The sequence below is a fragment of the Microbacterium sp. genome (assembly GCF_047605725.1).
Classification (GTDB): Bacteria; Actinomycetota; Actinomycetes; order Actinomycetales; family Microbacteriaceae; genus Microbacterium.
In genome coordinates this window covers 54,878-68,918 of sequence record NZ_JASGFE010000008.1, presented here as the reverse complement: position 1 = coordinate 68,918, position 14,041 = coordinate 54,878, and the positions used below count along the sequence as shown (strand labels likewise).

13 protein-coding genes are annotated in these 14,041 nt (G+C 69.4%); 5 read left to right on the top strand and 8 right to left on the bottom strand.

Translation table 11 applies throughout. The annotated features are described in order from the left end of the window. The 4 genes from QM641_RS03195 to QM641_RS03180 all read left to right on the top strand — a co-directional run. Positions 1-1,457: NAD(P)/FAD-dependent oxidoreductase (locus tag QM641_RS03195; protein WP_415113365.1), on the top strand; the 1,457-nt coding region annotated here is incomplete at its 5' end. Continuing rightward, on the top strand, positions 1,458-2,924 hold the full coding sequence (locus QM641_RS03190) for an aldehyde dehydrogenase family protein (protein WP_415113363.1): 1,467 nt from the start codon (positions 1,458-1,460) through the stop codon (positions 2,922-2,924). Positions 2,925-2,982: 58 nt separating this feature from the next. Next, complete coding sequence (locus tag QM641_RS03185) at positions 2,983-3,363, top strand: ArsR/SmtB family transcription factor (RefSeq protein ID WP_415113361.1); 381 nt, start codon at positions 2,983-2,985, stop codon at positions 3,361-3,363. An 83-nt stretch (positions 3,364-3,446) separates the two neighbouring features. After that, positions 3,447-4,694, top strand: coding sequence for a cation diffusion facilitator family transporter (locus tag QM641_RS03180; RefSeq protein ID WP_415113359.1), 1,248 nt, complete (start codon positions 3,447-3,449; stop codon positions 4,692-4,694). 70 nt (positions 4,695-4,764) lie between these two features. On the opposite strand, the gene QM641_RS03175 is transcribed toward QM641_RS03180, so the two are convergent. The 4 genes from QM641_RS03175 to QM641_RS03160 form a co-directional block, all read right to left on the bottom strand. Then, positions 4,765-6,018, bottom strand: coding sequence for an aspartate aminotransferase family protein (locus QM641_RS03175; protein WP_415113357.1), 1,254 nt, complete (start codon positions 6,016-6,018; stop codon positions 4,765-4,767). 10 nt (positions 6,019-6,028) lie between these two features. Then, positions 6,029-6,763, bottom strand: coding sequence for an amino acid ABC transporter ATP-binding protein (locus tag QM641_RS03170; RefSeq protein ID WP_415113355.1), 735 nt, complete (start codon positions 6,761-6,763; stop codon positions 6,029-6,031). Between the two features lie 95 nt (positions 6,764-6,858). Continuing rightward, entirely contained in the window at positions 6,859-7,746 is an 888-nt protein-coding gene (locus QM641_RS03165; protein WP_415113353.1) for an amino acid ABC transporter permease, read from the bottom strand. Between the two features lie 7 nt (positions 7,747-7,753). Continuing rightward, positions 7,754-8,704: a transporter substrate-binding domain-containing protein gene (locus QM641_RS03160; RefSeq protein ID WP_415113351.1), complete on the bottom strand. Its 951-nt coding sequence runs from the start codon at positions 8,702-8,704 to the stop codon at positions 7,754-7,756. 286 nt (positions 8,705-8,990) lie between these two features. Between QM641_RS03160 and QM641_RS03155 the strand changes: the two genes are divergently transcribed. Then, entirely contained in the window at positions 8,991-9,689 is a 699-nt protein-coding gene (locus tag QM641_RS03155; RefSeq protein WP_415113349.1) for a GntR family transcriptional regulator, read from the top strand. Positions 9,690-9,728: 39 nt separating this feature from the next. Here the strand turns inward: QM641_RS03155 and QM641_RS03150 are convergent, their stop codons facing one another. Genes QM641_RS03150 through QM641_RS03135 form a run of 4 tightly spaced genes read right to left on the bottom strand, consistent with a single transcriptional unit; the run spans position 9,729 to position 14,024 of the window. Then, on the bottom strand, positions 9,729-10,340 hold the full coding sequence (locus QM641_RS03150; RefSeq protein ID WP_415113347.1) for a DUF305 domain-containing protein: 612 nt from the start codon (positions 10,338-10,340) through the stop codon (positions 9,729-9,731). A 39-nt stretch (positions 10,341-10,379) separates the two neighbouring features. Then, complete coding sequence (locus tag QM641_RS03145; RefSeq protein ID WP_415113344.1) at positions 10,380-10,679, bottom strand: metal-sensitive transcriptional regulator; 300 nt, start codon at positions 10,677-10,679, stop codon at positions 10,380-10,382. Next, on the bottom strand, positions 10,672-12,879 hold the full coding sequence (locus QM641_RS03140; RefSeq protein ID WP_415113342.1) for a heavy metal translocating P-type ATPase: 2,208 nt from the start codon (positions 12,877-12,879) through the stop codon (positions 10,672-10,674). The genes QM641_RS03145 and QM641_RS03140 overlap by 8 nt, the downstream gene beginning before the upstream one ends. Beyond that, on the bottom strand, positions 12,876-14,024 hold the full coding sequence (locus QM641_RS03135) for an FAD-dependent oxidoreductase (RefSeq protein ID WP_415113340.1): 1,149 nt from the start codon (positions 14,022-14,024) through the stop codon (positions 12,876-12,878). Before QM641_RS03135 ends, QM641_RS03140 begins: the two co-directional genes overlap by 4 nt. Positions 14,025-14,041 lie beyond the last annotated feature (17 nt).

Below are 14,041 nucleotides of genomic sequence, written 5' to 3'. Positions count from 1 at the left end.
TTTTTTTTTTTTTTTTATTTTTTTTGTGTTTTTTTTTTTGTTTTTTGGGCTGGCCGTGCTGGTTACAGATTTTGTTGGGCGCGGGGGGCGCCCCCCGGTCGACCACGAGCGTGTCGGCACCCCTCGATCACAACCCCTCCCACCCCCATCGTCAATCGCTTGGAGACACCCCTGTGAAAATGCGTTCCTACTGGCTCGACACCGCCACCCCCAGTGGCGACTACACCGAGACCGAGGTTCCGAAGGAGGTGGATGTCGCCGTCGTCGGCGCGGGGTTCACCGGTTTGTCGACGGGCTACCACACCGCGAAGTCCGGCAGGTCGGTCGCCGTGCTGGAGGCGCACACCGTGAACTGGGGCGCGTCCGGTCGAAACGGCGGCATGGCGACGACGGGATTGGCCATCGGGTTCCGCGACGCGCTGAAGCGCTACGGCGAACAGCGCGCCGTCTCCTACTTCAAGGAGTACAACAACGCGATCGATCTGATCGAGCAGCTGGTCACCGACAACGCGCTCGATGTCGACTATGCCCGCGCCGGGAAGATGAACCTGGCGTGGAAGCAGTCGCACTGGGAGGGGATGCAGAAGACCGCCGAGGCGCTCAAGCGCCTGGTGGACCAGCCCGTGCACCTGGTGGGCCGGGCCGACATCCGGACGGAGATCGGCTCAGACGTCTACCACGGCGCGATGGTCGACCCGACCGGCGCCGGGTTGCACGTGGGCAAGTTCGGGCACGCACTGGCGGGCCTCGCCCTCGAGCAGGGCGCCACCATCCATGAGCACGCCGAGGTCACCGACGTGCGCAAGGTCGCCGGGGGAGCGGCGTTCGACCTGGTGACCACGCGCGGGACCGTGCGCGCGGGAAAGGTCGTCGTCGGCACCAGCGGCTACACCGGTCGACCGTTCGGCTGGATCCAGCGCCGCATCGTCCCGGTCGGGAGCTTCATCGTCGTCACCGAGCCCCTGCCGCAGGAACTCGTCGACGAGCTGCTGCCGAACCGGCGGATGGCCTCGGACAGCAAGAACTTCATCTACTACTTCCGTATCACGCCCGACAACCGCATGCTGTTCGGCGGCCGTGCGCGCTTCGCGCTGAGCGATCCGTCGTCCGATCGCAAGAGCGGCGAGATCCTGGAGAAGGCGATGCACTACGTCTTCCCGAAGCTCCGCGACGCGCGCATCGACTACATGTGGGGCGGCCTGGTCGACATCTCGATGGACCAGATGGTGCACGCCGGCGAGCACGACGGGATCTTCTACTCCACGAGCTATTCCGGGCACGGCGTGCAGATGGCGACGTACATGGGCAAGGTGATGAGCGAGGTCACCGCCGGTCATCCCGAGGCGAACCCGTGGCGCGACCTGCGCAACCCCTGGATCCCCGGCTACTTCGGGCAGCCGTGGCTGCATCTGCGGGTCGGCGGCGCCTACTACGGGCTGCAGGATCGGATCAGCTGAATGGCGGCGGACTCCGTGCGGATGAGCGAGCTCGCCGGTCTCGGCATCCCCGGCGGAGGCTACACCGGCGTCCGCTGGATCACGACCGGGCTCGACCTCGTGGTGAGCGACCCCGAGGACGACAGCCCGATCGCGCACGTGCACACCGCCGACGCGCAGGAGATGTCCGACGCGGTCGGCACGGTCGCTGCCGGACTGCGGGAGCCGTGGGAGCTCTGGCGGCGCCGGGAGACCCTCGAGCGGGCGGCGGCGCTGCTGCGGGAGGAGCATGAGCGCATCGCCCGGATCGTCTCGGCCGAGAGCAGCAAGACGATCACCGAGGCCCGGCGCGAGGCATCCCGCGCCGCCGAGACGCTGCGGCTGTCGGCGGCGGCCGCCCCGCTGCTGGAGGGCGAGACGCTCCCGCTGAGCGACTCCGCGCGCGGCAGCGGGCGCATCGGCTGGAACCGTCGCGAGCCACTGGGGGTGGTGGCGGCGATCACGCCGTTCAACGATCCGCTCAACCTGGTGGCGCACAAGGTGGGCCCCGGGCTCATCGCGGGCAACGCGATCGTGCTGAAGCCGGCCGCGACCACGCCCCTGTCCGCGCTGGCCCTGGTCGACGTGCTGCTGCGCGCGGGCATGCCGGCGAACCGCATGGCGGCGCTCGTCGCGACGCGGGATGCCAGCAGCGCTCTCGTGAGCGACCCGCGCGTGGCCGCGGTGTCGTTCACCGGAGGCCCCGCCACCGGCGACGTGCTGGCGCGGCTGGCCGGAGCGCGCAAGATCCTCATGGAGCTCGGCGGCAACAACGCCGTCGTGGTCTGCGCCGACGCCGACGTCGCGGAGGCGGCAGCGGCGGTGGTCGACGGCGCCTTCGGCGTCGCGGGGCAGAACTGCCTGTCGGTCCAGCGCGTGTTCGCGCACGAGTCGGTGTACGACGAGCTCGTGGCGCGCGTGGTCGCCGGCACGGGGCGGCTGCGGGTCGGCTCCAAGCGCGACGCCGAGACGGATGTCGGGCCGCTCATCACCGAGCGCGAGGCGCGTCGGGTCGAGGAGTGGGTGCAGGAGGCGGTGGCCGCCGGCGCGATCGTCCGGTCCGGTGGCATCCGACACGGCGCGTTCTACGAGCCGACGGTGCTCGTCGACGTGCCGGATGACGCGCGGGTCATGCGCGAGGAGGTGTTCGGGCCGGTGGTGTCGATCATGAGCTTCACCGACCTCGACGAGGCGCTGCACCGCGTGGACGACACCGACTTCGGGATGCAGGCCGGCGTGTACACGGCGTCGCTGGAGACGGCGCTGCACGCCGCGGAACGCCTTCACGTGGGCAGTGTGCTGATCAACGACACCAGCGACTTCCGCATCGACGCGATGCCGTTCGGCGGTCCCAAGCGCTCCGGCGTGGGCCGTGAGGGGGTGGCCAGCGCCGTGCGCGAGCTCAGCGAGCCGAAGAACGTCATCGTCAACCGGATCGGCATCGGCTGAGTCCGTGGCGTGCCCGCAAGCTCGTAATCTGCGAATCATCGTGTGCTAATATCTTCGTATGCACGAAGGTTCGCAGACTCCTCTCGACGTGGACAACCCGTACGTGGATCTGGCGGTCGGAGTGTTCTCGATGCTCGCCGACCCGACCAGGGTGCGGATCGTCCTCGCGCTGGATGCCGGTGAGCTGTCGGTGAATCACCTTGCGGACATCCTCGACAAGGCCCCGGCGACCGTGTCGCAGCACCTCTCCAAGCTGCGCTGGGCGCGCATCGTGCTCAGCCGGCAGGAGGGCACGCGAGTGTTCTACCGGCTCGCCAACGAGCACGTGCGCGGACTGGTCGTCGACGCCATCTATCAGGCCGAGCACTCCCTCGAGAACGTGCCGCCCCACCACCGCCGGCAATCGGCGACGGCGCCCGGCGGCATCGACGCCGCGTGACGGCGTCGCCGACCCCATCTGATCCGCCACGGCCGAGGAGCGCACTCGTCCTGGCCTCGCCCACCATTGAAGGAGACAGCGCAGTGAGCACCCCCGCCACGCACCCCCACCCCCACGAGGGCGAGGGTGCGCACGATCACCCGCATCCGCACGAAGGGGAGCACGAGCACCCGCATCCCCACCCGCACGAGGACGGGCACGACCACCCGCATCCGCATCCGCATCCGCACGACGAGGACGGGCACGACCATCCGCACGGCAAGGGCGGGCACGACCACGGGGATCATGGCCACGCTCACGGCGCCCACGGGCATGGTCACGGCCATGGACATGGTCATGGGCACGGACACGGTGATCACGGGCACGAGCACCCGACCGGTATCAAGGGCTTCTTCTACGGGCTGTTCGTGCCGCACTCGCACGACGCCGCCGACTCGATCGACGACGCCATGGAGGCGAGCAAGACCGGCATCCGCACCGTGATCATCAGCATGATCCTGCTGGTGCTGACCACCGTCTTCCAGGCGATCGTGGTCTACTTCAGCGGCTCTGTGGCCCTGCTCGCCGACACGATCCACAACCTGTCCGACGGCATGACGGCGATACCCCTGTGGATCGCGTTCGTCCTCGGCCGCCGTGCGGCCACGCGCAAGTTCAACTACGGCTACCACCGGGCGGAGGACCTCGCGGGCCTGTTCATCGTGCTTATGATCCTCCTCTCCGCGATCGTGGCGCTGTGGCAGTCGATCGACCGCTTCGTCCACCCGCAGCCGCTGGAGAACATCTCCTGGGTGATCGTGGCCGGGGTGATCGGGTTCATCGGCAACGAGGCGGTCGCGGTCTACCGCATCCGCGCCGGGCGGCGCATCGGCTCGGCGGCGCTCGTCGCCGACGGCATCCACGCCCGTACCGACGGCTTCACCTCGCTCGCGGTCGTCGCCGGCGGCCTGGGCGTGCTGCTGGGCTTTCCGCTCGCCGACCCCATCGTGGGCGTGCTGATCTCGGTCGCGATCTTCGTGCTGCTGATCGGCACCATCAAGTCCGTCGGACGCCGCCTCCTCGACGGCATCGAGCCGGGCCTGATGGACGAGGCGGAGCACGCTCTGACCCACGTCGCCGACATCGAGAAGGTGGAGCAGATCCGGCTGCGTTGGATCGGCCACCGCCTCGAGGGCGATGCGCTGCTGCGCATCCCGGCGGTATCGGCGGTCGAGGCGGATCGGATCGCGAACGACGCCGAGGCGGCGGTGCGCGGCCACCTGAAGAACCTCGACATCATGAACATCCGGACCCGCGTGTCCGAGCCCGTGGGCAGCAGTTCGTCGCGCTGACGGGCGAGAAGGGGCGGGAGGCGATCGGCTCGCCTCCCGCCCCTTCTATCGTGCGCTTGCCGTCGACTGCTTAGCCGAGGACCTCGTCGAGCGTGTCGCTCAGGGCTGCGAGGCCGAAGGCGATCTCGTCGGCGCTCACCACGAGCGGTGGGATCAGCCGCACGACGTTGGCGCGGGTGCCGCACGTGAGAGTGAGGAGGCGATGACGCACCGCGGCGGACTGCACGGCGCTCGCGATCTCGGGGGCCGCCTCGCCGTCGGCGTCGACGAACTCCAGCGCCCGCATCAGGCCCAGGCCGCGCGCGTCGCCGATGTTCGGGAACCGCTGCTGCAGCTCCTGCAGGCCGGCGTGCAGCACAGCGCCCATCGCATCGGAGTTCTCGACGAGCTTCTCGTCGCGAACGACGTCGAGCGTCGCCACGGCCGCGGCCGCGGCGACGGCGTTGCCGCCGTAGGTGCCGCCCTGCGAGCCGGGCCAGCCGCGCGACATCAGCTCGCGGGAGGCGGCGATCGCGCTGAGCGGGAAGCCGCTGGCGATGCCCTTGGCGGTGATCAGGATGTCGGGGGCCACTCCCGCGTGCTGGTGCCCCCAGAAGCGCCCGGTGCGACCGACACCGGTCTGCACCTCGTCGATGACGAGGACGATGCCGTGCCGGTCGGCGCGCTCGCGCAGTCCGGCGAGGAAGCGTGCCGGAGTCGGCACGTACCCCCCGTCGCCGAGCGCGGGCTCGATGATGAACGCCGCCGTGTCGGCGGGGCTGCTCGTGGTCTGCAGAAGGAAGTCGAGCTCGCGCAGGGCGAAGTCGACCGCCGTGTCCTCGTCCCACCCGTAGCGGAACGCCGCGGGGAACGGTGCGATGTGCACACCCGCCATGAGCGGCGCGAACCCGGAACGGAACTTCGTCCCCGCGGTCGTCAGAGACGCCGCCGCGACGGTGCGACCGTGGAATCCGCCTTGGAACGCGATGAGGTTCGGGCGCCCGGTCGCCATGCGCGCCAGCCGCAGCGAAGCCTCCACCGCCTCAGAGCCGGAATTGGCGTAGAAGACGCTGTCAAGCCCTTCGGGCAGCACATCGCCGAGGCGCTCGGTGAGCTCCAGGAGCGGCTTGTGCATGACCGTCGTGTACTGGGCATGGATGATCTTGCCGACCTGTTCGCGAGCCGCCGCGACGACGCGAGGATGGCAGTGACCGGTGCTCGTCACGCCGATGCCGGTCGTGAAGTCGAGGTAGTCGACGCCGTCGGTCGCGGTGATCCAGGCGCCGCGCGCGTGCTCGACGACGATCGGGGTGGCCTGCATGAGCAGCGGGCTGAGCTGTGCCATCATCCCACCCTCACAGGACGTTCTTCAGGAACTGTCTCGTGCGCTCCTCCTTGGGATTGGCCATGATCTCCCGTGGATCCCCCATCTCGACGATGACGCCGTCGCGCATGAACACCAGGGTGTCGGCGACCTCCCGGGCGAACCCCATCTCGTGGGTCGTCACGATCATCGTCATGCCGCCCTCCGCCAGCTTCTTCATGACGTCGAGCACCTCGCCGACCAGCTCAGGATCCAGCGCGCTCGTCGGCTCGTCGAACAGCATCACCTTCGGGTTCATCGCCAACGAGCGAGCGATGGCCACCCGCTGCTGCTGACCGCCCGAGAGCTGCGCGGGGTAATGGTCCTCCCGACCTTCCAGCCCGACCTGGGCGAGGAGCTCGTACGCTCGCTCGGTGGCGATGCCCTTCGGGACCTTCTTGGTCATGACCTGGCCGATGACCACGTTGCCCAGGGCCGTCATGTTCGGGAACAGGTTGAAGTTCTGGAACACCATCCCGATGTCGGCGCGTTGCCTGCGCCGCTGGTCGCGCTTGAGCGGGCGGAACCGGGTCTCCTCCTCCACATACCCCAGGTGCTCGCCGTTGACCTTCAGCACGCCGCGATCGATCTGCTCCAGTCCGTCGATGCAGCGCAGGAGGGTCGACTTGCCGGACCCGCTGGGGCCGATCAGGCAGCACACCTCACCGGGGAAGATGTCCAGATCGATGTGTTCGATCACGACCAGGTGACCGTACGACTTCCGCATGCCGCGGATGTGCACCGAGCCTGGTCCGTCGGCAGGTCCGCGCCCGTCATGAGCGTGCGGCGGGCTCGGTGTGATCTCTGGCGAGAGCGGTTCGGTCATTTCTGTACCTCCACGACCTGCGTCACGAGTGGATCCTTCTTCACGACACGGTGCGCCGAGGTCGACCTCGCGTAGTAGGCCTCGATCTTGGACTGCGGGTAGCTCAGCAGGACCGACACGATGAGATACCACGCGCACGCGACCAGCAGCATCGGGATCGTCTCGTAGGTCCGGGCGTAGATGACCTGCACGCTCTGCAGCAGGTCTGCCACACCGAGCACGGAGACCAGCGAGGTCTCCTTCAGCATGCCGATCAGCTGGTTCCCCGTCGCCGGGATGATCGTCGGCATCGACTGCGGAAGAATGATCTTCATCAGCTTCTGGCCTTCGGTCATGCCCAGCGAGTCGCCCGCCTCCAGCTGGCCCCGCGGCACGGAGTTGAACCCGCCCCGCACGATCTCGGACATGTACGCCGCCTGGTTCAGCGACAATCCGATGATCGCGGCGGTGGTCGCGCTGATCAGCGCGTTGGTGTCCAGGGTCGTGCCGATGTCGGTGAAGGGGATGCCGATCCGGATGACGGGGAACAGCGCAGCGATGTTGAACCACAGGATCAGCTGGACCAGCACCGGGGTGCCCCGGAACACCGTGATGTAGGCCATCGCCAGCAATCGGATCGGCATGACCTTCGAGGACCGCATCACCGCGAGCACGATGCCGAGCAAGGTGCCCAGCAGCATGACCAGCACCGTCAGCCACAGCGTCAGGAACAGCCCCCGCAGCACGGTTGCCGCGGTGAAGTACTTGAAGATGACGTCGAACTCGAATCGCGGATTCGTGATCAGGGTGTGGACGATGCCTGCGACGAGCAGCAGGCAGAGCACCCACATGGTGTACTCGTACGCCCCCCGTTGATGGACTCGGGGCTTCGTGGCTGAATCCATGAGCGGATCACCCCGCGATGTCGGCAGTCTCGATGGCGCCGTCGCTCAGGCCCCAGTTGTCCAGAGCCTCCTGGTACAGCGGGCTGTCGATGATCGACTGCATGGCGGCCTGCATCGCCGGAGTCAGGGGCGAGCCCTTTGCCAGACCGATCGCGACCAGGTCGGTGCCCAGGTCGGCAGGCTTCTCGAACAGGCCCTCGGCGAGCCCGAACTGGCTGCTCTGCTGCGCGACCGCCCACGCCAGCTGCGGCAGGTCGGCGAAGATGCCCTCGATCCGCCCCGAGGACAGCTGGGTCAGCGCGGTGTTGAGGTCAGGCAGGGTGACGGTCTCGACCGCGTCCTTGCCGTCCGCGGTGCACTTGTCCGACAGCATCGGCAGGTAGGTCTGCTCCTGCGTCGAGCCGGTCATCACCGCGATCTGCGTGCCGCAGATGGAGTCGGTGTTGATGTCCAGCTCCTTCGGGTTCCCCGCCGCCACGGCCAGGCCCGATCCGTCCCGCCAGTAGTTGATCATGTCCAGCTGTTCCAGCCGCTCCGGCGTCGCCGACATGTTCGTGGCGGTGAAGTCGAATCGTCCACCGGTCAGTCCCGGGACGATGGTGCTGAAGGAGACGTCCTCGATCTCCAGCTCCAGGCCCATCTTGGCCGCCAGCAGTCTGGCGATGTCCACGTTGTACCCGGCCGGCTCATTGTCCTCGTTCATGAACGAGGTCGGCGGGTACTTCAGGTCCATCGCCACGGTGATGGAGCCCTTCTCCTTGGTCGCGGCCGGGAGCAGGGCGACGACGGCAGGATCTGCTTCGACCCCCTCGGAGATGTCGCCGACGGTGCCGGTACCCGCTGCTGCGCTGGTCTCGCTGCTCTGCTCAGGCGACTCCGTCTCGGACGAACAGGCGGTCACGCCGACGAGCAGGGTCGCGGCGGCGAGCAGCGGCACGATTCCTCTGATGATTTTCATGGATGTCTCCTGATCAGGTGGATGGGACGGGGATCAGCATCAGGTGCACGGGATGGATGGGGGCCGCTCCAAACCCGTAAGTCGTGTTTGCAATCTAGGACCGCCCGAGAGGGCTGTCAACAAAAATGATGTCTACGCGCAGATCATATTTTCGTCGGCGTTCTGTGCATCGTTTTGTCGGCTCGTCGTTTGTCGACACGGTATCCCTCCGATGATCGACCAGCGCCGTCGACCCGTTGGCCTAGGATTCCACTCAAAGGACCGACCAACGAGGCTGAGGTGAACAGTGGTTCCAGGGGTGGAGGCCGGCCGGGACAAGCCGATCGTCCTGCAGGCCATACAGCAGGACACGACTCCGACGCTGATCGCCCGGCAGCTTCGCCGGGCGATCGCGACGGGCCAGCTCGCTCCGGGGGAGCAGCTTATGGAGGCGGCGTTGGCGCGGAGTCTGGGCGTCAGCCGCGCTCCACTCCGGGAGGCGTTGCAGCGGCTGACCCAGGAGGGCCTGCTCATCGGTCACCGCAACCGCGGCGTACGCGTGATGGAGCTGGACGAGGACACGGTCCGGGACATCTACCTGGCCCGGGGCGCGGTGGAGCGGGCGGCGATCGAGCAGATCGGCCTCGCCGGCCGGGCGGCCGAGGCGATCGTGCTGTCGGAGCTGTTCGACGGGGTGGACGAGGAGGGCCAGGACCCGTCCAGCCAAGAGATCTCCGAGCTCGACATGAGCTTCCACGAGAAGCTGGTCGAGCTGTCGGGGAGCCCTCGCCTGCAGCGGATGCACCGCACGCTGCTGACCCAGGTCCGCATGTGCCTGACGCACATGCAGGCGACGTATGAGTCGATCGACCATCGAGTCAACGAGCACCGGGCGCTGGCCGAGGCGATCATCGCGGGCGACACCGATCGCGCCGTGGCCCTGCTGCGCGCGCACATGGACGACGGCATGAACAGGCTGCTCCGCGGCGCGACCTCGCCGGCGTGAGACCAGCGCGGTCGTCGGACGGCCGCGCGCCCACGCTGCTCAGCTCTGATCGAGCAGCGCCTGCATCTCGGAGATCTCGGACTGCTGGGTCTGGATGATCTGCTCGGCGAGCGCGCGCACCTCGGGGCTCTGTCCGTCCTCCAGCACGTCCTGAGCCATGTCGATCGCGCCGTCGTGGTGCTCGATCATCTGCTCCAGGAACAGGCGGGATGCCGTGGCGCCGTCGGCCTCTTCGAGCGCGGTCATGTCGTCGTCCGACATCATGCCGTCGTCCGTGCCGCCGTGGTCCATGCCGCTCATGCCGCTGTCGGACATCGAGGAGCCCCACTCGCTGAGCCAGCCCTCCATGAGCTCGATCTCGGGGCCCTGCGCGTCCTTGATGCGCTGGGCCAGGTCGGCGACCTCGGGGTCGGCATCCTGCTTCGCCAGGAGCATGTCGCTCATCTCGATCGCCTGCTCATGGTGGGGGATCATCATCGCCGTGAACATCTCGTCGGCCATGTTGGGGTCGGTCGCCTCGGCGGTCAGAGACGTCGACGGTCCCGGCTCGGCACCGGTCTGCGCGCAACCGGTCAGCAGCAGCGCGGCGGTGCCCGCCGCAGCCAGCAGCAGCATGCGGGTGCGGGGGGCGGGGGCGTCGGGGTGGGGCATGTCGAGATCTCCTTCGTTCGTCGTCGGTGAGTGGGGATGTCAGGATCGGACGAGCCGGGCGATGGCGTCGGTGGCCTCTTTGATCTTCAGCCCGGCGTCGTCGGTGTCCCGTCGTGCGGCGTCGAGCACGCAGTGCTCGAGGTGGTCGTCGAGCAGACCGATGGCCACGGCCTGCAGCGCGCTCGTGAGGGCGCTGATCTGGGTGAGGATGTCGATGCAGTACTGTTCCTCGTCGACCATCCGCGAGATTCCGCGCGCCTGACCCTCGATGCGCTTGAGCCGGTTCAGGTACTTCGCCTTGTCGGTGATGTACCCGTGGTGGTGGGTGGTGTCAGACATCGTGGACCTCTCTCGTGGAATTGCTCAGGATGGTGCGTGTGCTGGCCTCGGGGCGCAGGTCGATGCGTCGCAGCAGCTGCGCGTTGAGGGCCACGACCACCGTCGACAGCGACATCAGGATCGCGCCGACCGACATCGGGAGCACGAAGCCGGCCGGGGCGAGGACCCCCGCCGCCAGCGGCACCGAGACGAGGTTGTAGCCGGCGGCCCACCACAGGTTCTGCGTCATCTTGCGGTAGGCGGCGCGGGAGAGCTCGATCACCGACAGCACCGACCGGGGGTCGGAGCCGGCCAGGATGACGCCGGCCGAGGCGATCGCGACATCCGTGCCCGCACCGATCGCGATGCCGACGTCGGCTTGCGCGAGGGCGGGCGCATCGTTGACGCCGTCGCCCACCATGGCGACCTTCTTGCCCTCCCGTTGCAGCTGTGCGACCTTCGCGGACTTGTCCTCGGGGCGCACCCCGGCGAAGACACGATCGATGCCGAGCTCGCGGCCGACCGCCGTGGCGACGGCCTGCGCGTCGCCGGTGATCATGACGACCTCGACTCCGAGCCGGTGCAGCGCGTCGACGGCCTCGCGCGACTCGGGACGGATCTCGTCGGCGAGCCTGAGGCCGCCGATCACCCGCCCATCCGCGATGACGTGCAGGATGATCGCACCCTGCGCGCGCCACTGGTCGGCGCTCGCCGTCTCGCCCGCGCCGACCTCTTCGAGGAGGCGCGGTCCGCCGACCCGGATCTCGCGCCCGTCGACGGTCGCGGTCACGCCGACGGCGGGGGACGACGTGAAGCCGGTCGCTCGAGTCGGCGCGAGCCCCCTCTCCTGCGCGGCGCGGACGATCGCCTTGGCGAGCGGATGCTCGCTGTCGGCCTCTGCAGCGGCGGCTGCAGCCAGCACGTCGTCGGCATCGGTGCCTTCGGCGGGCTCGACGGCGGTGACGGTGGGCTCGCCCCTGGTGAGGGTGCCCGTCTTGTCGAACAGCACGGCATCCACCGTGCGCATGCTCTCCAGCGCGAGCCGGTCCTTCACCAGCACCCCTCCGCGCGCGGCCCGCTCGGTCGCGATCGACACGACCAGCGGGATCGCGAGCCCCAGCGCGTGCGGGCACGCGATCACCAGCACCGTGATGCTGCGGACGACGGCCGAGTCGGGGTCGCCGGCGACCGTCCAGGTCACGGCGGTGATCGCCGCGGCGATCAGGGCGAACCAGAACAGCAGCGCGGCCGCCCGGTCGGCGATCCGCTGCGCGCGCGAGGACGAGTTCTGCGCCTCGGTCACGAGACGCTGGATGCCGGCGAGCATCGTGTCGTCGCCGGCCGCGGTGATCCGCACGCGCAGCCCGGAGTCGGTGGCGACGGTGCCGGCGGTGACGGCGTCGCCCACGCCTCGCGCGACGGGACGGGACTCGCCGGTGACCATGGACTCGTCCAGGTCGGCCCGGCCGTCGACGATCGTGCCGTCCGCGGGCACGCTGCCACCGGGGCGCACGACGACGACGTCGCCCACGCGCAGTTCGGTCGGCGACAGCATGACGATCCGGTCGCCCTCCACGCGCTCCGCCTCGTCGGGCAGCAGTGCCGCGAGGGAGTCGAGCGCCGAGGTCGTCTGCGCGAGCGAGCGCAGCTCGATCCAGTGGCCGAGCAGCATGATCACGATCAGCAGCGCCAGCTCCCACCAGAACTCCAGCTCGTGATGGAGGATGCCGAGGGTCGCGCCCCAGGAGGCGAAGAACGCCACAGTGATCGCCAGGCCGATCAGCATCATCATCCCGGGCTTGCGCGAGCGCAGCTCGCCGAGCGCGCCGGTGAGGAACGGCCAGCCGCCCCAGACGTACATCACCGTGCCGAGCACGGGCGAGACATAGCGGGCCCATGCGGGCACGTCGTAGCCGAGGAGCATCGCGAACATCGGCGAGAACGCCACCGCCGGAACGGCGATGACGAGGTTGATCCAGAAGAGCCGCCGGAACTGGCCGGCGTGGTCGCCGTGCCCGGCGTGACCCATGTGTCCGCCGGGGGCTGCGTGGTCGGTGTGGGCGTCGTGTCCGGTGGGGGCATGGTGTCCGCCGTGTCCGGCGTGTTCCGCGGGGGCGTTGAGCTCCGCGTGGGTGGCGTGCTGGCCGTGGTCGTGCGCGTGCCCGCCGTGGTCGTGCGCGTGCCCGCCGTGATCGTGGCTGTGCTGGTGCGGCGTGGTCATCGTGCGGTCTCGCTCTGCGGGCGGTGCAGCCGGTCCATCCACGAGAACACGGCCGGCACGGCATCCACTCCCGACGCTCCCCGCGCAACGCCGTCGTGCTCGTGGACCACGACGAGCGGATCGGTCGACACGAGCGTGCCGTCTGCGCCGGTGCGTCCGACTGCGGCGACGACGGAGCCGTGGATGTTCGCGGTGTACGGACTGCGCGGAAGGTACGGGCCGGGATCGGCGGCCAGGCCCAGGTCGTGCAGCACGGTGCGGGCGGCGTGCTCGCCCTGGGCCGCGGCGTCGGCCCAGTGGTCGATGCGCCAGGGGGCCGATCCGTCGTCGTGGTGGACGGCGACGCCGCCGGCGGCGTAGACGCCGGGGGAGCTCGCACGCAGTCGGGCGTCGACGACGACGCCGTCGGCGAACGGGGCGGGGGCGATCGGCCTCGTGCCGTGCGCGACGATCGCGAGGTCGGCCCGCAGCGAGCTGCCGTCATCGAGCGTGACGACCAGCTCGTCGCCCTCGAGCGCGATGGAGGTCGGGGTGCGCCCGAACCGCGTCGTCACCGTCTGCCGGTGACGCTCGGCGAGGCGGATCGCGACCGCGACGCCGAACGCGGAGGCGCCCGGGACGTCGGCGCGCGCAACCATCGTGACGCGGTGGCCGCGTTCGTGCAGGAGCGACGCGGTCTCGGCGGCGACCAGGCCCGCCCCGAGCACGACGACGCGCGCTGACGCGCGCCCCGCCAGCACGTCGCGCACCCGCACCGCGTCGTCGAGCGAGTGCAGCGTGGTCAACCGCCCCGCCGCCGCGGCGCCCGCCGCACCGGGCACGGCGTCGCTGAGCCGACGCGGCGCGCTGCCGGTGGCGACCAGCAGGGCGTCGTATCGGAGCACCGCCCCGGACTCGAGCGTCACCGCCCGCGCGTCGAGGTCGATCCGTTCGGCCGAGTCGCTGCGCACGACGACGCCGGGAAGAGCGGCCTGCTCGGGCTGCAGCATCCCGATGGCGACACCCTTGTTGACGAGCGTGCGGTTGTAGGGGGTCTCGGAGGTGCGGCCCACGAGCGCGACCTCGACGCCGTCGGCGCCCGCCAGCACGCGCGCGGCGGCGGTGCCGGCCGCGCCGGCGCCCAGGATGGCGACGTGGGTGGTCATCGGGGGTGTCCTCCGGG

Coding starts and splice junctions, on each gene's coding strand:
- QM641_RS03175 (WP_415113357.1), bottom strand. CDS start 6,018: ATGGCACAGCTCAGCCCGCTGCTCATGCAGGCCACCCCGATCGTCGTC.
- QM641_RS03160 (WP_415113351.1), bottom strand. CDS start 8,704: ATGAAAATCATCAGAGGAATCGTGCCGCTGCTCGCCGCCGCGACCCTG.
- QM641_RS03135 (WP_415113340.1), bottom strand. CDS start 14,024: ATGACCACCCACGTCGCCATCCTGGGCGCCGGCGCGGCCGGCACCGCC.
- QM641_RS03140 (WP_415113342.1), bottom strand. CDS start 12,879: ATGACCACGCCGCACCAGCACAGCCACGATCACGGCGGGCACGCGCAC.
- QM641_RS03190 (WP_415113363.1), top strand. CDS start 1,458: ATGGCGGCGGACTCCGTGCGGATGAGCGAGCTCGCCGGTCTCGGCATC.
- QM641_RS03170 (WP_415113355.1), bottom strand. CDS start 6,763: ATGCGGAAGTCGTACGGTCACCTGGTCGTGATCGAACACATCGATCTG.
- QM641_RS03145 (WP_415113344.1), bottom strand. CDS start 10,679: ATGTCTGACACCACCCACCACCACGGGTACATCACCGACAAGGCGAAG.
- QM641_RS03185 (WP_415113361.1), top strand. CDS start 2,983: ATGCACGAAGGTTCGCAGACTCCTCTCGACGTGGACAACCCGTACGTG.
- QM641_RS03150 (WP_415113347.1), bottom strand. CDS start 10,340: ATGCCCCACCCCGACGCCCCCGCCCCCCGCACCCGCATGCTGCTGCTG.
- QM641_RS03165 (WP_415113353.1), bottom strand. CDS start 7,746: ATGGATTCAGCCACGAAGCCCCGAGTCCATCAACGGGGGGCGTACGAG.